22 protein-coding genes are annotated in these 24,146 nt (G+C 65.9%); 10 read left to right on the forward strand and 12 right to left on the reverse strand.

Annotation, left to right across the window (positions count from 1 at the left end; genetic code table 11):
• Positions 1-30 precede the first annotated feature (30 nt).
• The 3 genes from dmpG to AWC31_RS15925 are packed head-to-tail and all read right to left on the reverse strand — an operon-like array spanning position 31 to position 2,608.
• The gene (dmpG, locus tag AWC31_RS15915; protein WP_085145104.1) at positions 31-1,038 is read right to left on the reverse strand and encodes a 4-hydroxy-2-oxovalerate aldolase; all 1,008 of its coding nucleotides are present in this window, start codon (positions 1,036-1,038) and stop codon (positions 31-33) included.
• Positions 1,035-1,976 (reverse strand): acetaldehyde dehydrogenase (acetylating), encoded by a 942-nt coding sequence (locus tag AWC31_RS15920; protein ID WP_085145105.1) that lies wholly within the window; start codon positions 1,974-1,976, stop codon positions 1,035-1,037. The genes dmpG and AWC31_RS15920 overlap by 4 nt, the downstream gene beginning before the upstream one ends.
• Positions 1,973-2,608, reverse strand: coding sequence for a TetR/AcrR family transcriptional regulator (locus tag AWC31_RS15925; protein ID WP_085145106.1), 636 nt, complete (start codon positions 2,606-2,608; stop codon positions 1,973-1,975). The genes AWC31_RS15920 and AWC31_RS15925 overlap by 4 nt, the downstream gene beginning before the upstream one ends.
• 78 nt (positions 2,609-2,686) lie before the next feature.
• On the opposite strand from AWC31_RS15925, the gene AWC31_RS15930 reads away from it, so the two are divergent.
• Genes AWC31_RS15930 through AWC31_RS15945 form a run of 4 tightly spaced genes read left to right on the forward strand, consistent with a single transcriptional unit; the run spans position 2,687 to position 7,189 of the window.
• Entirely contained in the window at positions 2,687-4,279 is a 1,593-nt protein-coding gene (locus tag AWC31_RS15930; protein WP_110775104.1) for a bifunctional 3-(3-hydroxy-phenyl)propionate/3-hydroxycinnamic acid hydroxylase, read from the forward strand.
• The gene (locus tag AWC31_RS15935) at positions 4,276-5,151 is read left to right on the forward strand and encodes an alpha/beta fold hydrolase (RefSeq protein WP_085145108.1); all 876 of its coding nucleotides are present in this window, start codon (positions 4,276-4,278) and stop codon (positions 5,149-5,151) included. Before AWC31_RS15930 ends, AWC31_RS15935 begins: the two co-directional genes overlap by 4 nt.
• Positions 5,144-6,145, forward strand: a complete 1,002-nt coding sequence (locus tag AWC31_RS15940; RefSeq protein ID WP_110775105.1) for a VOC family protein — start codon at positions 5,144-5,146, stop codon at positions 6,143-6,145. Before AWC31_RS15935 ends, AWC31_RS15940 begins: the two co-directional genes overlap by 8 nt.
• Before the next feature lie 12 nt (positions 6,146-6,157).
• The gene (locus AWC31_RS15945; RefSeq protein WP_085145110.1) at positions 6,158-7,189 is read left to right on the forward strand and encodes an amidohydrolase family protein; all 1,032 of its coding nucleotides are present in this window, start codon (positions 6,158-6,160) and stop codon (positions 7,187-7,189) included.
• A gap of 9 nt (positions 7,190-7,198) precedes the next feature.
• Here AWC31_RS15945 and AWC31_RS15950 read toward each other — a convergent pair whose 3' ends face one another.
• A complete protein-coding gene (locus tag AWC31_RS15950; protein ID WP_085145111.1) occupies positions 7,199-8,341 on the reverse strand; it encodes an acyl-CoA dehydrogenase family protein in 1,143 nt (380 codons plus the stop codon).
• A 12-nt stretch (positions 8,342-8,353) separates the two neighbouring features.
• On the reverse strand, positions 8,354-9,586 hold the full coding sequence (locus tag AWC31_RS15955) for an acyl-CoA dehydrogenase family protein (protein WP_085145112.1): 1,233 nt from the start codon (positions 9,584-9,586) through the stop codon (positions 8,354-8,356).
• 192 nt (positions 9,587-9,778) lie between these two features.
• Here AWC31_RS15955 and AWC31_RS15960 point away from each other — a divergent pair, with 192 nt between their 5' ends.
• Positions 9,779-10,141 carry a PAS domain S-box protein gene (locus AWC31_RS15960; protein ID WP_207626365.1) on the forward strand — a complete coding sequence of 121 codons (363 nt, stop codon included), beginning with the start codon at positions 9,779-9,781 and terminating at the stop codon, positions 10,139-10,141.
• Positions 10,142-10,150: 9 nt separating this feature from the next.
• Here the strand turns inward: AWC31_RS15960 and AWC31_RS15965 are convergent, their stop codons facing one another.
• Positions 10,151-10,807, reverse strand: a complete 657-nt coding sequence (locus AWC31_RS15965) for a ScbR family autoregulator-binding transcription factor (RefSeq protein ID WP_085145114.1) — start codon at positions 10,805-10,807, stop codon at positions 10,151-10,153.
• A 22-nt stretch (positions 10,808-10,829) separates the two neighbouring features.
• Positions 10,830-11,540: a TetR family transcriptional regulator gene (locus AWC31_RS15970; protein WP_085145115.1), complete on the reverse strand. Its 711-nt coding sequence runs from the start codon at positions 11,538-11,540 to the stop codon at positions 10,830-10,832.
• Positions 11,541-12,095: 555 nt separating this feature from the next.
• Here AWC31_RS15970 and AWC31_RS15975 point away from each other — a divergent pair.
• Complete coding sequence (locus AWC31_RS15975) at positions 12,096-12,989, forward strand: FAD-binding protein (protein WP_085145116.1); 894 nt, start codon at positions 12,096-12,098, stop codon at positions 12,987-12,989.
• Here the strand turns inward: AWC31_RS15975 and AWC31_RS15980 are convergent.
• From AWC31_RS15980 to AWC31_RS15990, 3 genes are read right to left on the reverse strand one after another with little or no spacing between them, the layout of a single operon-like run.
• Positions 12,939-14,786 carry a bifunctional diguanylate cyclase/phosphodiesterase gene (locus AWC31_RS15980; protein WP_110775106.1) on the reverse strand — a complete coding sequence of 616 codons (1,848 nt, stop codon included), beginning with the start codon at positions 14,784-14,786 and terminating at the stop codon, positions 12,939-12,941. The genes AWC31_RS15975 and AWC31_RS15980 overlap by 51 nt on opposite strands.
• A gap of 20 nt (positions 14,787-14,806) precedes the next feature.
• Positions 14,807-16,966: an Rv1355c family protein gene (locus tag AWC31_RS15985; protein ID WP_085145117.1), complete on the reverse strand. Its 2,160-nt coding sequence runs from the start codon at positions 16,964-16,966 to the stop codon at positions 14,807-14,809.
• Positions 16,963-17,715: a hypothetical protein gene (locus tag AWC31_RS15990; RefSeq protein ID WP_085145118.1), complete on the reverse strand. Its 753-nt coding sequence runs from the start codon at positions 17,713-17,715 to the stop codon at positions 16,963-16,965. Before AWC31_RS15990 ends, AWC31_RS15985 begins: the two co-directional genes overlap by 4 nt.
• Positions 17,716-18,210: 495 nt before the next feature.
• On the opposite strand from AWC31_RS15990, the gene purU reads away from it, so the two are divergent.
• The 4 genes from purU (at position 18,211) to AWC31_RS16010 (ending at position 22,003) form a co-directional block, all read left to right on the forward strand.
• Entirely contained in the window at positions 18,211-19,101 is an 891-nt protein-coding gene (gene purU / locus AWC31_RS15995) for a formyltetrahydrofolate deformylase (RefSeq protein WP_067857701.1), read from the forward strand.
• Between the two features lie 22 nt (positions 19,102-19,123).
• Positions 19,124-19,576 carry a MaoC family dehydratase gene (locus AWC31_RS16000; RefSeq protein WP_067857697.1) on the forward strand — a complete coding sequence of 151 codons (453 nt, stop codon included), beginning with the start codon at positions 19,124-19,126 and terminating at the stop codon, positions 19,574-19,576.
• A 151-nt stretch (positions 19,577-19,727) separates the two neighbouring features.
• The gene (locus AWC31_RS16005) at positions 19,728-21,056 is read left to right on the forward strand and encodes a flavin-containing monooxygenase (RefSeq protein WP_085145119.1); all 1,329 of its coding nucleotides are present in this window, start codon (positions 19,728-19,730) and stop codon (positions 21,054-21,056) included.
• On the forward strand, positions 21,053-22,003 hold the full coding sequence (locus tag AWC31_RS16010; RefSeq protein WP_085145120.1) for an alpha/beta hydrolase: 951 nt from the start codon (positions 21,053-21,055) through the stop codon (positions 22,001-22,003). Before AWC31_RS16005 ends, AWC31_RS16010 begins: the two co-directional genes overlap by 4 nt.
• Positions 22,004-22,097: 94 nt before the next feature.
• Here AWC31_RS16010 and AWC31_RS16015 read toward each other — a convergent pair whose 3' ends face one another.
• Together AWC31_RS16015 and AWC31_RS16020 are read right to left on the reverse strand one after the other, a co-directional pair.
• Positions 22,098-22,919 carry a mycofactocin-coupled SDR family oxidoreductase gene (locus AWC31_RS16015; RefSeq protein WP_085145121.1) on the reverse strand — a complete coding sequence of 274 codons (822 nt, stop codon included), beginning with the start codon at positions 22,917-22,919 and terminating at the stop codon, positions 22,098-22,100.
• Entirely contained in the window at positions 22,916-24,073 is a 1,158-nt protein-coding gene (locus AWC31_RS16020; protein ID WP_085145122.1) for an acyl-CoA dehydrogenase family protein, read from the reverse strand. Before AWC31_RS16020 ends, AWC31_RS16015 begins: the two co-directional genes overlap by 4 nt.
• Between the last annotated feature and the right edge of the window lie 73 nt (positions 24,074-24,146).

Consider the following 24,146-nt stretch of genomic DNA (forward strand, 5'->3'; position numbering starts at 1 on the left):
GTTCCACCCTACGGGCGGTGCCAAGCGGTTTTATCCAGCGACCAGGTCGAGTGCGATGTCCACGAGCATGTCCTCCTGGCCGCCGACCATCCCGCGGCGACCGGCCTCTTCGAGCAGCGAGCGGGCATCGACACCGTAGCGCTCCGCCGCAGCCTCGGCGTGGCGCAGAAAGCTCGAATACACCCCCGCGTATCCGAGGGTCAGCGTTTCGCGGTCCACCCGGACCGGCCGGTCCTGCAGGGGGCGCACGATGTCGTCGGCGGCGTCTTCGAGAGCATGCAGGTCGCAGCCGTGCCGCCAGCCCAGTTTGTCGGCAGCCGCGACGAACACCTCGAGCGGTGCGTTGCCTGCCCCGGCGCCCATGCCCGTCAGCGACGCGTCGACCCGGTTGGCGCCATGCTCGACGGCGACGATCGAGTTCGCCACGCCCAGCGACAGATTGTGATGGGCGTGAATCCCGATCTCAGTGGTGGGGGACAGGACTTCGCGGAGCGCGTCCACCCGGTCGGCGACGTCTCGCATGGTCATGGCGCCACCCGAGTCGACGACGTAAACACATGTGGCTCCGTAGCTCTCCATCAGTTCGGCCTGACCGGCCAGCTGTGCCGGCGTGGCCATGTGGCTCATCATCAGGAAGCCGATGGTGTCCATGCCGAGGTCACGCGCAGCCGCGATGTGCTGGGCCGAGATGTCGGCTTCGGTGCAATGGGTGGCGACGCGCACGACGGTGGCGCCGGCGCGGTGGGCGTCCCTGAGGTTGTGCACGCTGCCGATGCCGGGCAACAACAACGTCGCCACCCGGGCGTTGCGGACGGTCCCGGCGACGGCTTCGATCCACTCCAGGTCGGTGTGTGCCCCGAAACCGTAGATGCAGCTCGATCCGCCGAGACCGTCGCCGTGGGCGACCTCGATGGAATCCACCCCGGCGGAGTCAAGTGCGGCGGCGATGGTGGTCACCTGGTCGAGGCGGTACTGGTGGCGCACCGCATGCATGCCGTCCCGCAGCGTGACGTCGCTGACGTACAAGTCGTGAATCATGATGGTGTGATCGCGCTTTCAGAGGTGGCGATGCGTTCGGCGGTGGCTTTGGCGGCCGAGGTCATGATGTCGAGGTTGCCTGCATAGGCGGGCAGGTAATGCGCGGCACCCGTGACTTCGAGCATCACCGTCACGCGGGTCCCGGTGAACTTTCCGGTTTCCGGGATGTACAGCGGCCGCGCGGCACTGAACGTCTCGAACTGGACGCGTTGTTTGAGTCGGTATCCCGGCACGTAGCCGCCGACCCTGTCGGCCATGGCCGCGACGTCGCTCTCGATGGTGTGCTGATCGGTGTCACCGTCGACGAGGCAGTACACGGTGTTGCGCATCAGGACCGGCGGGTCGGCCGGATTGAGAATCATCACCGCCTTGCTCCGCTGCGCGCCGCCGACGATGCGCAGTGCCGCAGAGGTGGTTTCGGTGAACTCGTCGATGTTGGCGCGGGTGCCGGGACCCGCCGACCGCGACGAGATGGACGAGATGATCTCGGCGTACGACACCATGCCCGACTGTGCGACAGCGGCCACGATCGGCACGGTGGCCTGGCCGCCGCAGGTCACCATGTTGAGGTTGGGCGCGTCGAGGTGCTCCTCGATGTTCACCACCGGCACGCAGTAGGGGCCGAGGGCGGCCGGGGTGAGATCGATCATCCGGACGCCGTGCTTGGCCAGCCGGGCCCAGTTGGTGGGATGTGCGCCCGCTGACGTGGCGTCGAAAACCAGTTTGACGTCCCCGAATTCGGGCATCGCGAGCAGCCCCTCGACGCCGTCGGCTGTGGTGGGCACCCCGAGGCGGGCGGCCCGCGCCAGACCGTCGGACTGCGGATCGATACCGGCCATCGCGACCACGGCCAGCGGCCCGTCGGCGCGCAGGATCTTGATCATCAGATCCGTGCCGATGTTGCCCGAGCCGACGATGGCGACCGGATAGCGGCTCATCGGCTGTCCCGATCGTTGACCAGGCGACGGGCCGCATCGATCACATTGCGCGCGTGCAACTCGAACAATGCGATCAGATCCACCGAATCGCCGCCGATCTCCTTGGCGATGAACAGACCGTCGGCGCCGGCGATGGTGTAGGTGGCCAGGTGGTGGACCTGGGCGTCGCTCAGGTCCGGTGCCCAGTCCAGGATTGTGTCGACGAGTTGGGTGTACGCCTGAACGCGTGCCTGCAGGAACATGGCCCGGGCGCGTGGCTCGACGGGGCGGCGCTCCAGGGCGAGCATGAGCCCGAGCCGGATGAAGTCGGGGGATTCGACCAACGCCTTGGCGACGTTTGCGCCGAATGCGGTGGCTCGCTCTTCGGCGGTCCCTTCGGCCGGCACCTGCCAAGCCTCGAGCCAGGTCCCGAAGCTGCGCTCGATCACCGCCGCGATCAAGTCGTCTTTGTCCTTGAAATGCCAGTAGATCGAGCTGGCCGGCAACCCGCACTTCTTGCTGACCAACGCGATGCTGGTGCCTTCATAGCCGCGCTCGGCAGCGATTTCGGTGGCGGCGTCGAGGATCCGTTCCCGCGACTGCTCGCCATCGAGGCGACGACGGCGCGGCTTGGGCTGCTCATCAGCGGGCATCTGGACTCCCGTCACAATTCCTATTGACTCTGTAGCGATCACTACATTACCGTAGCGATCACTACAGGACAACCCTCGATGACGAGAGAGACCACCGTGACTGCAGACCTCTACGACGTGGCGGTGATCGGGTATGGGCCTACCGGCGCCACCGCGGCCAACCTGTTGGGCCGACAGGGATTGAAAGTGCTTGTCATCGAGCGTGATCCAGACGTATACGGCAGGGCCCGGGCGATCAGCACCGATGAAGAGGTGCTGCGCATCTGGCAGTCGGTCGGCCTGGCAGACCGGCTGCAGCAGGACATGCTGCCCGACCGGCCCGTGGCGTTCGTCGACGCCGACGGCGTGCCTTTCATCGAGACGACGATCTTCGCGCGCGGTTCGGGCCACCCGGCTCAGCAGTTCCTCTACCAGCCCGCGGTCGACCATGTCCTGCGCGAGGGGGTGGAGCGCTTCGACACCGTCGAGGTGCTGCTCGAACACGAATGCCTACGGGTGCTGGCCAAATCGGATCACGTCGAGCTGATGCTGGCCGACCTTCGCACCGACACCTTCAAGAGGGTTCGAGCCTCCTACGTCATCGCCGCCGACGGCGGATCCTCCCCGACACGCGGGCAGTTGGGCATCGGGTATGCGGGCAACACCTATGCCGAACGATGGGTCGTCATCGACACCAAGGTGCTCAGGGAATGGGATGCCCACGACCGGCTTCGGTTCCACTGCAATCCGGACCGTCCCACCGTCGACTGCCCGACGCCACTGGGGCACCACCGCTGGGAGTACCCGGCCCGGGCCGGTGAGGACGAGCAGAAATTGGTAAGCGAGCGCGAGATCTGGAAGGTGCTGGGGGATCAGGGCATCACGCCCGCCGACGTCGAGATCCTGCGGGCCGTGGTCTACAGCCATCATGTCCGGGTTGCCGACCGCTGGCGGGTGGGCCGCATCTTCCTCGCCGGCGACGCGGCCCACGCCATGCCGCCGTGGATCGGCCAGGGTATGTCGGCGGGTGTCCGTGACGCGGCCAACCTGTGCTGGAAACTCGCCGCGGTGCTCGCCGGCGGGGCACCCGATGCCCTCCTGGATTCCTATGAGGCCGAACGCAAACCGCACGTCGTCGAAGTCACCCGCCGCGCCTGCCTCGTCGGCCGCGTGATCACCGAGCGCAACCGGGTGATCGCCGCCATCCGCAACCACATCCTGCGCGCACTGACCAAGCTGCCCGGGGTATTGCGCGGCGGTCAGAAGCTCTATTGGATCCCGGACGCGCGCTACGACGACGGGTTCTTCGCCCGGTCCGGAAATGACGCGGCCGGTTGGCAGATCCCACAGCCGTGGGTGATCGACGACGCGGGCGCGACGGTGCGACTCGACGAGGTCGTGGCCGGGCGCTGGACGGTGCTGCACTTGGGCGTGGCCCCGGCGGGCGTGCGGGCCTGGACCGAGCTGGGCGTGCCTGCCATCGCGTTGGCCGGTCCCGAGGACGCCCCGGGGCCCGGATCGGTCCGCGACATCGACGGCACGCTCATCGCCTGGCTGCAAGGCAAGAAGATCGCAGCCGCGGTGCTGCGCCCCGACGGATTCATCTACGCCGCAGCCGAATCCGGTCGGCGGATACCCCCACCACCAGCCGGCTACGAGCTGGCACCGACCAGAACTGGAGCCCACGCATGACCACCATCGAACTTGCCGAACACACCGTGACGGTCGTCGGCCGGCCGATCTTCTATACCGAAGCGGGCACCGGTCCCGCCGTGGTGATGCTGCACGGCGGCGGGCCGGGAGCGTCCGGGGTGTCCAACTACGGCCGCAACATCGATGCTCTCGCCGCGCATTTCCGGGTCATCGTGCCGGACATGCCCGGCTACGGGCGGTCGGCCAAGGGGGTCGACAAGGCCGACCCATTCGGGTTCCTGGCCGACATGATCCGGGGCCTGCTCGACGAACTGGGTATCGAGACAGCGCATCTGATCGGCAACTCATACGGCGGCGCCGCGGCTTTACGGCTGGCACTGGACACTCCCCAGCGGGTGGACAAGCTGGTGCTCATGGGCCCCGGCGGCATCGGCACCACGCGCGCACTGCCGACCGCGGGTCTGGGCAGCCTGCTGTCCTATTACACCGGCGACGGGCCCAGTCGCGAGAAGCTGACCGCCTTCATCCGCAATTACCTGGTATACGACGGTAATTCGGTACCAGAGGATCTGATCGACCTGCGGTACCAGGCGTCCATCGATCCCGAGGTGGTGGCCGATCCGCCGTTGACCCGCCCGTCCGGACCGAAAGCGTTGCGCACACTGTGGCGGATGGACCTCACCCGCGACAGCCGACTCAAGACGCTACCGACGCCCACGCTGATCCTGTGGGGGCGCGACGACAAGGTGAACCGGCCCTCTGGCGGCCCGATGCTGCTCAACGCCATGCTCAATGCCGAATTGGTGATGACCTCGCACACCGGCCACTGGATGCAGTGGGAACGCGCCGAGTTGTTCAATGAACTCGTCACCGAATTCCTCGGCCCGGACTCAAAGCTCGCTCATGTCTAGCGTGTTCGGCAACGTCCACCTCGGCTATGTCGTCATCGAAACCGAAAAGTTCAGCGATTGGCGACGTTTCGGCCGGGACGCGATCGGTATGCACCTCGACGACGCCTTGCCCGATGTCCTCCGGTTCCGGCTCGACGACCACGAATGCCGTTTCCTGTTGCAGCGCGGACCGGCCGAGGATGTCACGGCACTCGGCTGGCAGCTAGACGACCACGCCACGTTCGATGACATCGTCGCCCGCGTGGTGAACCGCGGTGTACCGGTGACCCAGGGCAGCGCAGAGGAAACGGCTCTGCGTGGGGTCGAACGTCTGGTGCGGTTCCCTGGGCCGAATGGGTTGGCCCAGGAGATCTTCACCCGCGCCTGCCCTGCCGTCACACCACTGCGGATGACCGCGCACGGAGGATTCGTGACCGGTGCCGGCGGTATGGGTCACGTCGCTATCGCCACGAAGAAGCCGCACCAGATGCACGGTTACTACCACACCGTCTTCGACGCCCGGTTGTCCGATTACATCGACGAGACCATCAGCGGTGTCAAATTCAAGATCCGGTTTCTGCGGGTCAACGAGCGCCACCACTCGGTGGCCATCGCCGCGGTCAACCGGCTGCCGGTCAACCCGATCCGCACCCGGGTCCAGCACCTCAACATCCAGGTCGCTGAACTCGACGACATGGCCATGTCGTATCGGCGCGTCAAGGCACTCGGGTTTGGGATGGCTTTGGGAGTCGGCCAGCACACCAACGACAAGGAGCTGTCCTACTACGCGATGACGCCGTCGGGTTTTGAATGGGAGGTGGGATGGAATCCGCTGGTCGTCGACGAGGCGACCTGGGAGCCCACCACGCATCAGGGCATCAGCATCTGGGGCCATACCCCGGAAGGGCAGACGATCATCGACAAACTCGCCCAGTTCAAGACCGGCGCCCGCTCGCTGCTGCGGGCCGAGGACAGCGTCCCGGCGCTCGCCGGTGCCCGCATCACCGACCGCTAGGGAGCAAAAGTCATGAACCGAATCGATACCCATCACCACATGCTTCCGGCCGATTATCGAAAGGCCCTGCAGAAGGCAGGGATCGACGAAGCCGGCGGACGCGCCTTACCGGATTGGAGTCCGGAAGCCTCGTTGCAGACCATGGCCGAACTCGACATCGCCACGGCGGTGCTGTCGGTGTCGACCCCGGGCACCACCTTCCTGCCGAAAGCGGCCGACGCCGCGGCATTGGCCGGTGACGTCAACGACTACGGTGCCGAACTGGTGGCGTCCCGGCCGGACCGGTTCGGCTTCTTCGCCACCGTGCCGATGCCGCATGTTGACGCCGCGGTCGCCGAGGCGGTGCGAGCGCTCGACCAACTCCATGCCGACGGTGTAGTGCTGTTGGCCAACAACGCCGGAACCTATCTCGGTGAGGACGGCCAGGACGAACTGTGGGCGGCGCTCGACGCCCGGTCCGCGGTGGTGTTCGTCCACCCGGCCGAACTGCCGGGCCCAACGGTTCCCGGTATCGTTCCCTTCGCCGCCGACTTCCTGCTCGACACCACCCGTGCGGCCTACCTGTTGGTGCGCAATGGAGTACGGCGCAAATATCCGAACATCAAATTCATCCTGAGCCACGCGGGCGGGTTCGTCCCGTATGCCTCACACCGCATGGCGGTGGCCATCATGGGGGACACCGGACGCAGTCCGGCCGACATCCTCGACGACTTCGCGAGCTTCTACTTCGACACCGCGCTGTCGTCGAGCGCCGCCGCCCTGCCCACCCTGCTGGCTTTCGCCAAGCCCGGCCACATCACGTTCGGCTCGGACTGGCCCTTTGCGCCACTCCCCGCCAGCCAGCTCTTCGCCGCTGGTTTGGACACGTACGACGGTCTCGATGTGAGCACCCGCAACGCCATCAACCGCACCAACGCGCTGGCGCTGTTGCCCAGGCTCGGTACCGCGTCTGCGCCGACGCCGTCGTCGCCGCTGGATCAGATACGCCACCACGCCACGCGTGCGGTGATGCGCGGTGTGGCGCGGCTGATCAATACCAAGTAGTCAATGCTTCTATGGCCGCGTCAGCTCCGCGTATCGAGTGACGTGGTAGTCGGTCGAACCGAACTCGTATTGCATCGCCGTGAGCCGCTTGAAATAGTGGCCGATCGCGAGTTCCTCGGTCATGCCCATCCCGCCGTGCAGTTGCACCGCGTTCTGGCCGACGAAGCGGGCGGCCCGGCCCACCGTCGCCTTGGCGGCCGACACCGCTTTGGCTCGCGCGGCGGGTTCGGCGTCCAGGTTCAATACCGCCAGATAGACGGCGGCGGCGGCTTGTTCGACCTCCATGTGCATGTCCACCATGCGGTGCTGCAGCGCCTGAAAATTGCCGATCGGCTGGCCGAACTGCTGGCGCTGCTTGCAGTACTCGACGGTGTCGGCGAGGACCTTGCGCATCCCGCCGACGGCTTCCGCGCACACCGCCGCCGCACCTTCGTCGCGGGCCAGGTCCAGCGAGGGCCAGGCCCGGCCTTCTTCGCCCAACAGCGCGTCGCCCGGCAACCGGAGGCCGTCGAAGGTCAGATCCGACGCCCTGCGGTCGTCCACGGTGCGGTAGTGGTGTGCCGTGAAACCGCCGGCCGCCGCGCCCAAATCCACGAGGAACAGCGAGATCCCGTCGGCGTCGCCGCGTTCCCCCGAGGTACGCGCCGTGACCAGCAGGTGGGTCGCGAGCGGGGCGCTCACGGCCATGATCTTCGTGCCTTGGAGCACCCAGTCGTCACCATCGCGCCGAGCGGTCGTGGCGACGTCGCGCCAGTTGTCCCCGGACGCCGGCTCGGTAGCCGCGAGTGCGACGACGGCTGCCCCGGCGACCAGGCCCTCCAGGAGTGTCTGGGCGCCTTCGGTGCCCGCCCGGTGCAGCAGGCCACCCGCGACCACCACGGTGTCCACGAACGGTTCGACGACCAGCGCGTGCCCCAGCGTCTCGGCGATGACCATCGCCTCGACCGGTCCGCCGCCGATACCGCCTGCTTCCTCGGGCAGGGTCGCGCCGAGGATGCCGAGCTCGTCGGCGAATCCGCGCCAGATCTCCGGTTGCCAGCCGGCGCCCAACTTGGCCGCGGATCGGCTCGATTGCAGGTCATAGCGGCTGGACAGGAACTTGCTGAGCCCGTCGCGCAACAGTTCCTGTTCCTTGGTCAGGTTGAAGTCCATCACTGGTTCCTGTCAGAGTCCGAGTGCTGCTTTGGCGAGGATGTTTCGCTGAATCTCATTGCTGCCGGCGTAGATTGAGCCGGCCCGGTCGTTGAAGTACCGCAGCGGTGCCACGGCCTGCCATGGCTCGCCGCTGACATATCCGTCCGCCGGGGGCTCGTACTCGGCGATCGGGCCGCCCGGGCACGTCGCATGCGGTTGATAGGCGCGGCCACGCGGGCCTGCGGCCTCCATGGACAGCTCGGTCAGCGTCTGGCTCAGTTCGGTGGCCAGAACCTTGAGCATGGACGACGCGGTGCCCGGGTTGCGTCCTTCGGCCACTGCCGCGAGCACTTGGTACTCGAGGATCTCCAACACGTCGGTGCGGATCCGGGCGTCGGCGAGCTTGCGGCTGAACGCCGGATCGTCGATCAGCCTGCCGCCACTCGGACCCGGCTGATCTGCGGCCGCCCCTGCGATTTCCTCGGCGAGCACCTGCAGCGCCGGTGCGGACGCGCCGCCGCCTCGCTCGAATTCGAGTAGGTACTTCGCGACCGTCCAACCATCGTCGATCGTGCCGATCACATTGGATTTGGGCACTCGTACCTCGTCGAAGAAGACCTGGTTCTGGACTTCCTCGCCGGACGTCATGACGAGCGGCCGGATCTCGATCCCCGGTGCGGACATGTCGATCAGCACGAACGTGATGCCCTGCTGCTTCTTGCCCGTGCGGGAAGTGCGGACCAGGGCGAACATCCAGTTCGCCTCGCGCGCGTGCGTGGTCCAGATCTTGCTGCCGGTGCAGACGAGGTCATCGCCGTCGGAGATTGCGGACATGGACAGCGCGGCCAGATCCGAGCCGGCCTCGGGTTCCGAATAGCCTTGGCAGAAGAACACCTCACCGGTCAGGATGCGGGGGAGGAAGTATTCCTTCTGCGCGTCGGTGCCGAACGCGATGATCGCGTGGGCCACCATCCGAATACCCATGGGGGACAACGATGGTGCGCCGGCCAACGTCGATTCTCTGCTGAAGATGTAGTGCTGGGTCAGGCTCCAGTCGCAGCCGCCGTGCTCGACCGGCCAGGCCGGCGCGGCCCAGCCCCGCTCATGCAGGATCGCCTGCCAGGCCATGCTGGCATCGTGGTCGGCATAGACGCTCGTCATCAACCGACCGGCGCGCCGTAGTTCGGGAGTCAGCTTCTGCGCGAGAAAGTCGCGCACTTCGTCGCGGAACTCCTGGTCGGATTTCGACCACTTCAGGTCCATGCCTGCCCCTGTCTGCCGATGTCCCCACAGAGTAAACCTAGTTACCCATGTGGCGTGCACCACCCCGGCTGAGCGCGGACACTGTTGCCTGGCGAACCGAAGTCGCTGGCCACGGCTGGTAACCAGCGCAGCCGAGCGGCAATAATCGGAGGCGTGGAGCGGCGACAGAACGGTCAGGGCACAGACTCACCGATGGCACTTCTGCGGCAAATGCCTGCGCTCGTCGTTTTGGAGCGGTTTCCAGTACCGGTCCTCGCAATCGCGGCGGACGGAGCTATCCTCTTCGCCAACAGTGCTTTTGCCGAGATGGTCGGGCACAGCGCCGATGCGGTCAACGCCATGAATTTTGCTGACATCTTCCATTCGCTACCCGCGGACGAGTCGGCGGTATCGGTCGTGCGTGCACATGCCGATCTGATCGTCGAGTTGGTTCATCGGGATGGCTCGATCGTGCGCGCCAGAATGAGTAAGTCGGCATTGTTGCGTGGCGACGATCCCGTAGCGCTCGCGACGTTCCAGGACCTCACCGAGCGGTTGTGGGTGGACGAGCTGTGACGTCGTGTCCTAATCGGGGGCCGGTGGGGACCGCCGAAGGGACTCACGCGCCAGAAACTCGCGGAAGTAGCCGAGCGATTCCTCGCTGACGATCGACGGCAGCAACAACTCCCAAGTGCGCGCGACCCGCTGCCGCAGATCGAGGTCTGTCACGCCGGCGCGAGACAGCGCTTCGGCGCCGAGGACCGAACCCAGGATGACGTCGGCGACGGCCTGGACGTCCAGATCCGTCCGAAGGTCGCCTTCCGCGGCCGCCTTGCCCATCTGCTCGGTCAATTCGTCCAGCCAGCTCGTGTAGATACGTTTGGCGACCTCGTTGATCCCGGTGAACGTGCGCAGCAACTGGATACCGATCTCCGCCACCTTGTCGGTGCGGCTGAAATCGCACACCACGAACATCCCGTGGATGATGTTCTCGAGTGCGGGCGACGCCGATTCGGTGATGGAGCGAAGGGCGGCCAGCATGGTGGCCCCGCTCTCGTCGATGATGGCCTCCGCCAACGATTCCTTGGAGTCGAAGTGGTAGTAGAGGGCACCCTTCGTCATCTCGGCTCGCTCGATGATCTCACCCAATCCCGTTGCCGGGTAACCCATCTCGCTGAACACGTCGACGGCGGCGGTGATGATCTTGCGTCTGGTTATCCCGGAACGGGCTTGGCGTGGCATGTCGATGTCTCGGACGGTCCGGTCAGCCTGACCCGGTGCGGGCGGTCGTGTCGAGATCGGGTTCGTCGCGGCCGAGCGGCGAAGCCTTGCGTATCGTCAACGCGGTGCGCCGCCGGATGAACTGGCTGAGGTAGCCGAGTCGGTCGGGATTGGCGAAGCCGGGGAGGACCAGGTTCCAGTTCTGTTCGAGGTCGGTGAGAAAACGCTGCGGATCGTCGAGGTCGCTGGTCTGACGGGTGCCGAGATACATCGACACCAGCAGTCTCGCAACCGTCCGGGGATCGCTGTCGTCGACGATGTCACCTTCGTCGACGGCCCGTCGCGCGATGTCGGTGAAGCCGTGTATCCAGGCGTCCAGCACGCGCGGTCCCAGCCCGTCGGTGCGGCCGATGGACTCGACCAGATTCAGGCCCGCGCGCGCCATGGTGTCACCGATGTCTTCGGCGGCGACCAGGCACGTGATGTCGACGAGCGTCTCCAGTCCGGACAGGTTGCGCGCCAACACCTCGTCGACGGCGATGCGCGACTGCTCGGCGCGGTGGTCGACGATCGACGATGCCAACGCATGCTTGGACCGGAAGTGGAAGTAGAGCGCGCCTTTGGTCACCGCGGCGTCGGCCAAGATGTCGTCGAGGCTGACCAGGCTGTATGGCTTGCGGGCGAACTGGCCGGCCGCGGCTTGAAGGATCTGAAGCCGGGTGAGGTGTGCTCGGCGGTCGAGCTGCTCGGTCACCAACCAACCTCGAAATCCTTGCGACTGCAATGTCGGGCGAAAATGCGGATCCCGCCGGGTGCGGGGTACGGCAATTCTTTCATCTGGTCTTCCTGACGCAGACACGCCAGCGGTCGTGTCCTCATTGGCCTCGCCGTGGCCTTGAAATACTCAAAGTCACCGTGGGGCGTGCATAACATTCTAAAGGTATGTAAGGTGCGTAGCGTGATAACTCTTGGTTCGCCGTGGCTGAGCCGAGCAGCGTTGGATCGCGCCCCCGCTGCCGGCACTGCGTCGTACCGTGCAACATCGCCGTCGGCGATCGCGCAGAGTTATCCTGTGTGCGTTGCCATGGCCTGCACCGGCAATCCCCCTCGAATCCCGGTGCGGGCCGTGGCAACCTCAATCCCACGGTTTCCGATTCCATATCCGGCTGCCCCGACACGCGTGCCGGACAATGCGTCAGCCACCCAACATCCGCTGGTCAACAGCGCTGTTTCGGTGTCCCTTCTGAGACGCATGCCAGGGCTGACCGCCGGCACCGCGCTCACTCGCGATGGCTCGGGACGTCGATAGATGATGTGGGACGACGAAGTCGACGTAATTTGCTGTGGCACGGGCTTCGGTGGTCTGGCCACTGCGATCGCGGCGACCGACGCCGGCCTCGACGTGTTCGTGGCGCGGCCCGGTCAGCCAGCTGTGAACACGACGCCGGGCGCGTGGCTGGGCGAGGGGATCGACGATCCTGAAACCCGCGAATATTTCGACGGGCTCACCGAAGACTTGGGTCCGCGAGCGACCGCCGCACCCGACGCCGATGTGACGATCCGGGTCATGGATGACCTGAAACCAGCTGAGCTCAGCGTCCCCGTCGCACCGTTCTACGGTGCTCGCCTCAGGGACTGGGCGTCGCGGTGTCTGCTATCACCCTACGGTGTGCTCTACACCCGGATTCTGGACCGCGGAACCACTCCGATGAGGACTCCGACCGGCGCCGAGATCGACGTCAAAGTCATCGGTGCGATCGAACCCGACCGCGGGATCAGCGCGTCATCGGCAGTCAACGAGTGGCTGCTGGATCAGACCCGCAAGCGCGGTATTCAGATATCCGACGGCACCTCGCTGGAGCGCATCGTGTTCGAGGAAGGCGAGATCGTGGGGGCGGTGCTCACGACCGCCGACGGTCCACTAGCGCTGCGGGCCCACCATGGCTTGGCGATCGCCATGCCCAGCCGGCACATCGCCGGCCGCGCCCACAAGCTTGCCGAGCACGGGCACTCGCTGCACATCGCGCTCGTGGGCGACAGCGCGAGCAGATTCGGCCGAGTCGAACTGCTCGCCACCGACGCCGCCAAACCACAACGGTCGGGCTACTGCCGGGTCACCCGTCTACACGATGGACTGCACGATGCGGGACGCTCACATACGCGGGGCGGCCGAGAAGTGCACGGGTACCCGCCCCTTGGCTAGCAGCGTCTGCATTTCGCTGCCCAGAATCGGCTTGGACAGCAGGAAACCCTGCGCGCGATAACACCCGTGCCGCAACAGCGTGAGCGCGGCTCGTTCGGTTTCCACACCTTCGGCCACCAGCTGTAGACCGAAGGCTCCGGCCAGGGCGATCACAGCCCGCACGATCGGCAGGTCACCGGGGTTGGAGCCGAGTTCGGCCACGAAGCTGCGGTCGATCTTGAGGGTGTCGACCGGAAGCGACTTCAACAACGACAGCACGCTGTACCCGGTCCCGAAATCGTCGATGGCGACCTGCACTCCGACGTTGTGCAAGCCGGTGAGGGTCGTGCGGGTCGTCTCGATGTCCTGGACCACAACGCTTTCGGTGATCTCCAGGCACACCGACCCACGGGGCAGACCGAACTCGCTCATGATGCTCGCCACCGACTCGACGAACCCGTCCGTCACCAGCTGAACCGGCGACACGTTGATCCGCAGCACGATGTTGCGGCCCACGCCGTTGGCGCGCCAGCGGGAAAACTCGGCGCACGCCGTCCGCAACACCCAGCGGCCCAACTCGCCCGCCAGGTTGATCGATTCCGCCACGCCGATGAACGAATCCGGCGCCAGCAAGCCTCGGGTCGGATGCTGCCAGCGGACCAGCGCTTCGGCGGCCAGTACCTCGCCGGTGCGCATGTCGATCTCGGGCAGGTAGTGCAGCAGCAGCGCGCCGCCCTCGATCACGCTCTGCAGATGAAGCTCGATGTCGTTGCGGAAATCGATCTCCATCGCCATCGCGTCGGAGAACACGGTGACCTTGTTGCCGCCCGAGCTCTTGGCGGTCAGAACCGCGTGGTCGGCGCGGTTGAGCACATCCGACGTCGAGTCCCGGCCCGGGATGCCTTCGGCCAGACCGATACTGACCGTGCGGGTGAGCATCTCCCCGTCGACGGTCACCCGTTCGCGCAGCACCGACTGCAGCCGGTAGGCGAGCGCGGTCGCCGCCTCGGCCGACATCGGAGCCGCGGGAACGACGACGAACTCGTCGCCGCCGAGCCGCGCGATGAGTTTGGGCTGGTCGTCGCCGCGCTGGAGTCGCTGGGCCAGGATGCTGATGAACGCATCGCCGGCGGTGTGGCCCAGGTAGTCGTTGATCGCCTTCAACCGGTCGAGGTCGAAGAACAACACCGACACCGGGCCCGGCTGTCCCGGGGCCAACCGGGCCTCCAGATGCGCCATGAGCGCGCGGCGGTTGTGCAGCCCCGTGAGATGGTCGTGGTCGGCGAGGTAGCGCAGCCGTTCTTCGGCCTCGATACGGGCCTGCACTTGCGCGAACAGCGAGGCGATCGCCTTCAGCGCGTTGAGCTCGGCGGGCTGCCACTCGCGGTCGCCGAACTTGACGAAGCCCAGCACGCCGGTGGTGACGTCGCCCGACAGCAACGGCACACATGCCATCGACGTGCTCGGGATGTGCCGCCCCGCCTCGATGGTGCGCTGGTAGTCGTCGGTGGCCGGCTCGGGCCGGAACACCGCCGGCTCCTTGAGATGCTCGGCCATCGCGAACACCGGGTCGGCGTCGGCGAAGTGGATGACGGCGATGGGATCGGTCGGCGAGTCCAGGGGACGCGGCGGCCACTCGGCGACCAACCGTGTTGCGTGTGCGCGATGGTCGTTGTGGCGCAGAAAGCTCACGTCGACGTCGAAGAAGGACACCAGTTCGGCCAGTACCTGCTGACTGACCGGCACCGAGGTTGCCGCGTCGACCGCCATCAGCTGCGTGGCGACCGACGTGACAAGAAAGTCCAGGCTGCCTGGCACCCAACTACCTCCGGTCTTCCTCAGCCGTACTGCGGCGTCTGACCCGGCAGATGGGCCCGGCGCCGACTGCGTACGGAGGGGCGTGGTGCGAAGGACAACCTGAGCACCAACGCCTGCGATTCGTCGCGCTCGGTCGTGGTCAACCTGCGGAAAGAGTACTGCAGATCACGCAGCGTCCCGGCGTGGGCTGCGGACAACTCTTCGAGGTCACGATCGTCGTGGGCATACAGGAACACCGGCGACACCGGTTGGACGGCAAGCCCGTTCTGCTGCGCGGCCACCCACACCGACTCCACGGCCGAGCCCGCTTGCGCGTAGTCGGTCAGCCGGCGTCCCGGCACCGAAACGACCGCGAGGGCAGAACTCGACGTCACCCGCTCGTAGGTGTCGTCACCGAGCGCCGCCCCGGCGTCCCAGTCCGACAGCTTTGCCATGACGTCAGGTCGGCGCAGGATGTCGAGCAGCACCAGGTCGGCGGGATCGAGCCCGAGCGTCGTCACGTCGATACCGGAGTCCTGGGCCGGGTCGCCGGGCCAACGCAGTTCGGAGATCATCTCCCGGTGCAGCGTGGGGGTGAGATAGCGGATGCGGTCGGTTGCGGCGAGAAGACCTGCCGCCGTTTCGATATCGGCCCGGCTGTCGAGAACCGTCAGCCTGGCGCCTTCCCGAACGGCTGCCGAGCGCAGCGTCTGGAGCACCTCCGCCCCGATCGGCGCAGCGGTTCCGCGTAGCCGATTGGTCTCGCGCTGCAGCATCGGTTCATACAGCGCCGCCAACTCCGGAGCCGCGCCGGGGGCCAGTTGCATGGTGCCGTAGAGCGGCGTGCCTTCGTCACCACGCGACCACTCGATCTGGCCCGCCAGCCCGTGTGCGGCCGCCGCGACCCGGGCGTTGAACGCCGCCGCGCCCAATGCCACCGCGCTGCCCCGATAGCCCACGTCCATCGTGGTGGTGTACTTGATCGCCAACCGCAGACTGAGCCGGGTATCGCTTGAGTCGATGTGCCACGGTTGGACGTTGCCTCCCGACGGGGCACGTGCGGCGGCCATCGCGATGATCCCGGCCACGTCGGTCGGCTCATCCGCAAGCTGGTCGTCGTCGTGCTTCGGCTGCTCGGATCGCGAGGTCAGCGGGTCGTCTATCCGGTCGAGCGTGTCGGCGATGTCCACCCGCACCCGGCCGGATCGCATCGGCTCGCCCAGCCCGATACGCCGGACGGCGTCCGCCACGACGGTGGCGCCGAGGATCACCTCCGCGGCCAGTTGCGGCCAGGTCGTCAACGTTTTGCCGACCTCGACCAGCGACGCGGCCATGCGCGGCGACAGCTGCGGGGCGTCGAGTATCCGCAGTACGTGCGGCACCTTGTCCTTGCTGCTCAGACCCGCCAGCTGTGCGGTTTCGATATCGCCGAGCAGGCCGTGCAGAATCGGCCGCGTCGGGTCCAGGTCGAACCGCTCCACGTCGAGCAGGCCCCGGTCGGCGGTCGCCATCAGCACCGGCAGGTGCCGGGCCCGGGCCGCCTCGCGCACAAGGACTTTCGCGTCGAGCGAATCGCATTCCTCGACCACGACGTCCAGGCCGGCGACGAACTCGTCGATCGTCTCCGGCCGAGCACCGCCGAGGTCGACCCGAACCGGTAGATACGGGTCTATCTCGGCGATTCTGCGGGCAGTCACCACGGCCTTGTTGACGCCGAGGTCGAACACGGTTCCAGGCACCCTGTTGAGGTTGGGCAACTCCAACTCGTCGAAGTCGGTGAGCCGCAACTCCCCGCAAAGGCCTTCTGCGGCAAGGTTGTATGCGATGGCGTGGCCCACGCTGAGACCGATGACGCCGACCTTCAGCTTCGCCAGACGCTGTTGTTCGGCGGCGCTGATGAGGTTGCGGTTGCGGTCCAGGCGCAGTCGGTGAAATGCCCGCGGGCCGACGACGTGCACCACGCAGCGCCGCCACGGGTAGTACGCCCATCGCGTCGGCTCATCGAGGATGTCCGCCTCGACCGCAGGCACGAGCTCGGCGAGCGCGTCCTGTTGCTGCCCGCAGTTGTCGATGACGGTGATCCGTGGATCGGCACGCAGCTTCTCCAGGGTGCTGACACCGGCGGCGCTGTCGGTGCCGATGATGACGGCACGGTGCGACGCGTTGTCGTCGATGTCGGTGAGATCGTTGTTGTCGGTCATTGCCCTGCCGCGGTAGAAGTGTCGGTGTCGTCGCTGTCGTCCAGCCGGGGCCCCACCCGCTGGGCTTCGGTAAAGTAGGACGAAAGTTGTTTGGGGTCAGCATGATTGGCGAACGTTCGGCGATCCCACCACATCATCTTCGTCTGGTAGCGCTCATCCGGGTACGGCGTTGCCGGAATCTTGGCGGCCAACACCCCACCCGATGACAGCCAGCGCTTGAGCACATAGGCCGCCGCGGTCGCCATCGCGAACTGCGTGTTGAGCAGCGTCATGGAGTGCAGCGGCATCCGTGCCAGCGTGTCGGTGAGCGCGCGACTCTGATCCGGGTCATCGCAGACCCAGGCGGTCTTCATCTCGACGACACCGAAGGGCAGCCGGTCGGCCACCATCTTGCGCACCGCATCGAGCCCGGCCTGTCCGCTCCATTCGACGACCGCATGGCATTCTTCGGTCTTCTGGTAAGGGCCCTTGGCGCGTAGACCGCCGACGACGCGTCCCGCGTCGTTGATTCCGACGCAGAACAACGCGGTATCAGTACCGGTGTGCAGTGCCTCCATATCGAGGGCCCGCTCAACACCATGCTTACGATAGTTCCGTTCGGCGCCGCGGACGTATTCCGACCACAGTTCGCGCTCCATACCGGGCTCGGCCACCACGATCGTGCATTCGCTTCCGGGATCCCACCAGCTGGGGCTTTTTGCCAGAGTGACGGGGGAGCGGCCTGCGGCATCGAGATGAGGAGCGGTCATGTGGTGTCCATTTCGTCCGGTCAGCCGTACCCCCGACTGGTACGGCTGATTTGGTGCGCAGCACGGTTGTGCGAATACGCGACATGAGTATCCCGCCGGTAAGCGTTGTAATTCCAGCTAGCCGAGAAAGCTTGTCCAGCGGCGTGTTGAATTTCCCCGGCCCACGGCCCATTTACCCGCATGCACATGCGATTTTGGCAAATTCGAGAGTCGCGATAAATGGCGTTTACGACGCATAATCGTCGGAGATAGCAAATTTTCATATTGACGCTGGCGTCGAATGTTCTTTGTCGGCGTCCGTTTCGGCCGGTTTTGCTGTCCTCGCTCGAGCCAGCGCTTCGCGACGTTCTGGACGAACGTGAACTCGAATGGGCTCTACGCGGTCGACTGCACGGCGGATCGGTAAATGGCGATGTCTTCTTCGCGGTTTTCGGAACGCCCGGCGTACGGCCGGTTCTGCTACCCGAGCCCACGTCGGGTGAGAATCTGGTGGTGATGGCGCAGGAGTATCCGAAAGTAAACGCCCTGCCGGCCCACGACATGGGCCGGTTGCTGCTGCGGTGTGCCGACCGGCCGGGGCTGGTCGCTGCCATCAGTAGCTTCCTCACCGGGGCCGGCGCGAACATCGTGTCGTTGGACCAACATTCCACCGAGCAGTCCGGTGGCACGTTCATCCAGCGCACGATCTTTCACCTCCCCGGCCTCACCGCGGTGCGCGACGGGCTCGAACGCGATTTCCGTGAGCGGGTTGCGACTCCATTCGACATGGATTTCCGGCTGACAGAGGCGTCCAAACCCAAGCGAGTGGCGTTGATGGCGTCGCGCGAGGACCACTGCCTGTTGGATCTGCTGTGGCGTAACCGGCGGGGCGAGCTGGATATGTCGGTGGTGATGGTGATTTCGAACCATCCCGACCTCGCCGAGCAGGTCCGGGCGTTCGGAGTTCCGTTCCTCTATGTGCCGGCCACGAAAGAGAACCGGGCCGAGGCCGAACAACGACTCCTGGACCTGTTGCGGGGCAATGTCGACCTGGTGGTGCTCGCCCGGTACATGCAGATCCTCACCCCGGAGTTCCTCGACGCGGTGGGTTGTCCGTTGATCAACATCCATCATTCGTTCCTGCCTGCGTTCATCGGTGCGGCGCCGTACCGCCGGGCCAAGGAGCGCGGGGTCAAACTCGTCGGCGCGACAGCGCATTACGTCACCGAGGATCTCGACGAAGGGCCGATCATCGAGCAGGACGTGGTGCGGGTGGATCACCGCCACACGGTCGACGATCTGGTGCGGCTCGGTGCCGATGTCGAACGGCTGGTGTTGTCGCGAGCAGTGCTGTGGCACTGTGAGGACCGCGTAATCCGGTTTGGGAACCAAACGGTGGTCTTCTGACCACGGTTCGAGAGGAGTGACGGTGAAGGTCTTCAACAATCTCGATGAACTGGTCGCGGCGGCGGGCAGCGAGCTCGGGCCGACCGACTGGATGGAGATCACCCAGGATCGGGTGAATCTGTTCGCCGATGCCACCGACGACCACCAGTGGATCCATGTCGACCCCGACAAGGCCGCCGGCGGCCCCTTCGGCGGGACGATCGCGCACGGCCTGCTCACGCTGTCACTGTTGCCGCATTTCACCCATCAGCTCTATCGAGTCGACAACGTCACCATGGCGATCAACTACGGCTACAACAAGGTTCGCTTCATCACGCCCGTCCGGGTGGGTGCCAAGGTGCGGGCTCGTGCACACATCGCCGACGTCGCCAAGCTCGACGGGGCCGTGCAGGCCACGATGACCGTGACGGTCGAGATCGACGGTTCGGACAAGCCGGCCGCGGTCGCGGAGTCCATCATTCGGTTCATCGGCTGATCTCCTTCGCGAGCAGACGCCGCGGTACCCGGAAATTGGCTTTCTCGGGTACGGCCGCGTCTGCTCGCGGCGCTTCTGACAGTTGTCAGAATTCATTGACGTCCGTCAAATCGCGCTGTTAGTGTGCTGCATCACAACGTGAGGAGCACTTGTGTCGCAGCAATCGGCGCCACGGACCGCGATCATCGGGGCGGGCATCAGCGGGCTCACCGCCGGCAAGATGCTCAAGGACTACCGCGTGCCCTACACGACGTTCGAGAACTCGGACCGCATCGGCGGAAACTGGGCTTTCGGCAACCCCAACGGACACAGCAGCGCCTACCGGTCCCTGCACATCGACACGAGCAAGCATCGATTGTCGTTCAAGGACTTTCCGATGCCCGAGCACTACCCGTCGTTCCCGCACCACTCCGATATCAAGGCATATCTGGACGCCTACGCGGACGCGTTCGGCCTGCTCGACAACATCGAGTTCAACAACGGCGTCGTGCATGCGTGGCGGGCCGACGGCGGCGGGTGGGAGATCGAGGATCAGGCGGGTGCGCGGCGCCGGTTCGACCTGCTCGTCGTCGCCAACGGTCATCACTGGGATCCCCGGCTGCCGGATTTCCCCGGTACCTTCACCGGCCAGACGATCCACTCGCACCACTACATCGACCCCACGTCACCGCTTGAGCTCACCGGCAAGCGGATCCTGATCGTCGGCATCGGCAACAGTGCCGCCGACATCACCGTGGAGCTGTCCTCCAAAGCCCTGCAGAACCAGGTCACGCTGTCGACCCGGTCGAGCGCCTGGATCGTGCCGAAATACATTGCGGGACAGCCTGGCGACAAGTTCTTTCGCACGACGCCGTATCTGCCGTTGTCCTGGCAGCGCAGGGCGGCACAGCTGATCGCGCCCATGCTCGGCACGGATCCGACGGCCTACGGTCTGCCCGCCCCGAATCACAAACTGTTCGAAGCACATCCGACCCAGTCGGTGGAACTGCCGCTGCGGCTCGGATCGGGTGATGTCACGCCGAAGCCGAATGTGACCCGCCTCGACGGTGACACCGTGCACTTCGAGGACGGCACCAGCGGGGTATTCGACGCGATCGTGTACGCGACTGGATACAACATCACGTTCCCCTTCTTCGATCCTGACGTCGTCAGCGCTCCCGACAACCACATCCGGCTCTACAAACGGATGTTCAAACCGGGTGTCGAGGACTTGGTGTTCATCGGGTTCGCACAAGCGATCCCGACGCTGTTCCCCTTCGTCGAATGTCAGTCCCGACTGCTGGCGGCCTATGCGGTCGGTCGTTATGCGCTCCCGTCGGTGGCCGAGATGGAACGTGTGATCGACGCCGATCAGCAACTGCACGCAGGGCACTGCACCGATCGGCCCCGCCACACCCAGCAGGTGGACTACTTCTATTACGAGCACGATATCCAGAAACGCGAGTTGCCGGCCGGCGCGAGAAGGGCCAAGGTCGCATGAAGCCTGACGTTCTCACCTTCTACTCCGAAGGTGAGCAGTGCAGCGCATGGCATTTCCCCGGCGTCGGAGACGGTTTCGCCGGGGCGGCGGGCCGCCCGGTGGTGGTGATGGCGCATGGCTTCGGAGGTACGAAGGACTCCGGCCTCCAGCCGTTCGCGGAGCGGTTCAGCGCTGCCGGTCTGGATGTGCTGGCGTTCGACTACCGCGGCTTCGGTGCCTCGGAAGGCTTTCCGCGGCAGAGCGTTTCGGTCGATCGCCAGCTCGCCGACTACGCCGCCGCGGTCAGTGCGGCACAACGTCTGCCTGGCGTGGACGCCGCGCGCGTGGTGTTGTGGGGTTCGTCCTTCTCGGGCAGCCATGTGCTGCGTACGGCGGCGCGATGCAACGATGTCGCCGGCGTCATCGCGATGACCCCGCTGACCAGCGGGCTGGCCGCGAGCCGAGCCGCGGTGGCCCATCGCGACGTTGGTTCGGCATTGCGCTGGACGCTGGTTGGGCTCAAGAGCCGCGTGGCTGTGGCACGGGGTGGTGCTCCGGCGTTGATGCCGTTGGCCGCGCCGCCCGGCGAGCCTGGCGCACTGGCCCTCGACGGCGCGTACGAGAGCTATCTGTCGATAGCGGGCCCCACGTGGCGCAACGAGGTCGATGCCGGTATCGGCATGGAACTCATACGTATTCGCACCGCCGCGGCCGCCAAGAGCCTGAAATGCCCGGTGCTGGTGCAGATCGCCGACTTCGACCGGTTCGTCCCGGCGGACTCGGTGGTCAAGACAGCGGTGCAGGCCAGGGCTCAGGTGCACCACTATCCATGCGACCACTTCGACGTCTGGCCGGGTCACGACTGGTTCGACACCGCGGTCGAGGATCAGCTGCGGTTCCTCACCCGTTCCTTAGCCGGCGCGAGCAGACGCGTGGGTACCCAAATTGCAGCAGATGCGGGTACCTAGGTGTCTGCTCGCGAGTGGTAGAGCGAGAAACGGCCGTTCGCCGTAGCCGGCCAAACCGGCCGCGAGCGTTTCGGCGAAGTCTGCGGTCATCCGGTCAGAACTGTGTGGAGCCCAGGTCGACCGCGACCCGGCTGGCGGTGACGAACCTTGATTCATCGCTGGCCAGCCATACCGCGGCGTCGGCGATGTCCTCCGGCTCGGCGATGAAGTCCGGCAGGAACGGCGTGACCATGTTCATCAGACCGGGATTCGTCTCATTGGCCCGGTTCAGCGCAGCCATCATGTCACCGGTGCCCATCGGGGTGTTGACCGCGCCGGGATGCAGGCTGTTGACCCGGATCTTGTGCTTGCCGAGTTCGGCCGCGAACGCCCGGGCCAGGCCGGTGACCCCGTGCTTGCTGGCGGTGTAGTGAACCATGAACGGCTGCATCTTGATTCCGGCCGCTGAGCTGATGAGGATGATCGAGCCGCCGCGGCCGCCGTCGATGATGTGCTGAGCGCCCGCCATCACGGTGTTCCAGGTGCCGGTCAGGTTGATGTCGATGACATCGCGAAAAGACTGGGGCGTGGTCTCGTTCCAGGCTTCGGGGACGGTGATGCCCGCGTTGGCGACGATGATGTCGAGCCGGCCGAACTCGGCCACGCCCTTGTCGACCACTGCCCGCAGGGCGTCGACGTCGCGGGTGTCGGCGGCGGCACCCAAGATTCGCCTGCCGGTGGCTTCTACCAGGCGCACGGTTTCAGCGAGGTCCTCCGGCGTGGCCGAGTCGTAGGGCACGCTCGGCGGGAGGGGTCCGGCGATGTCGACCGCGATGATGTCGGCGCCTTCCTTGGCCATCCGCACCGCATGAGCACGGCCCTGTCCGCGGGCCGCTCCGGTGATGAAGGCGACTTTTCCGGTGAGCCGTTCGGTCATTTCTGCGCTCCTTTGACAAGGTTCGAACCGATGATGAGGCGTTGGATCTCGCTCGTGCCCTCGTAGAGGCGCAGGAGCCGAACTTCCCGATAGATCCGCTCCACCGGAACCTCGCGCATATACCCGGTGCCGCCATGGATCTGGACTGCGAGATCAGCGACATTGCCGGCCATCTCAGTGCAGAAGAGCTTGGCCGCCGAAGGCGCGATGCGTCGGTCTTCACCGGACACCCACTTCTCGGCGGCATCTCGCACCAACGCCCGCCCGGCGAGGACCCCGGTCTGCTGGTCGGCGATCATCGCCTGGACCAGCTGAAAACTGCCGATCGGTTGACCGCCCTGCGTGGCGGCCGCAGCGTATGCGACCGATTCATCGAGTGCGCGCTGCGCGGTGCCGACGGCCAAGGCGGCGATGTGCACGCGGCCGCGGGCCAGTGACGTCATGGCGGCCCGGTAACCGACATCTTCACTGCCGCCCACGAGCGCGCCTGCCGGGACACGAACGTCGGTGAAGCTGACGTCGGCGGTCCACGCGCCTTCCTGGCCCATCTTGGCGTCTTTCGTGCCGACTTCGACACCTTCGGCGTCGGCCGGTACGAGGAACACCGCGATACCGGGGCCGGCCTCGTCTGCCGGGCGCGTGCGAGCGAACACGACGAACAGATTCGCGGTGGGTGCGTTGGTGATGAAGCGCTTCTGGCCGCTGATGATCCAGTGGTCCCCATCGCGAATGGCCTTCGTGCGCAAGCCCGCCGGGTTTGACCCGGCGCCGGGCTCGGTGAGCGCGAAGGATGCGACGACGTCCCCGGACGCGATGCCCTCCAGCCACTGGGTCTTCTGCTCGTCGGTGCCGAAGCCGACCAGCACCTGACCCGCGATGCCGTTGTTGGTGCCGAACATCGAGCGCAGCGCGAGTGAGGTGTATCCGAATTCCATTGCCAGCTCGACGTCCTGGGCCAGGTTGAGCCCCAGACCGCCCCACTGCTGGGGGATGGCGTAGCCGAACAGGCCCATCTTCTTGGCCTGGTCGCGCAGATCGTCGGGGACCGCATCGGTAGCGAGGATTTCGTTCTCTCGCGGGACGACGGTAGTCCGGATGAAGCTGCGGGTCTGCGCCAGGATCTCCTGGAAATCCTCGCTGCTGACTTCGGTCACAGATTTGACTCCTTCGCTTCATCGCACCAGGGGGTCGCGGATCGCCAATATCGTATATGAAATATGATTCCGG

The organism is Mycolicibacterium wolinskyi (assembly GCF_002101965.1).
GTDB classification, from domain to species: Bacteria; Actinomycetota; Actinomycetes; order Mycobacteriales; family Mycobacteriaceae; genus Mycobacterium; species Mycobacterium wolinskyi.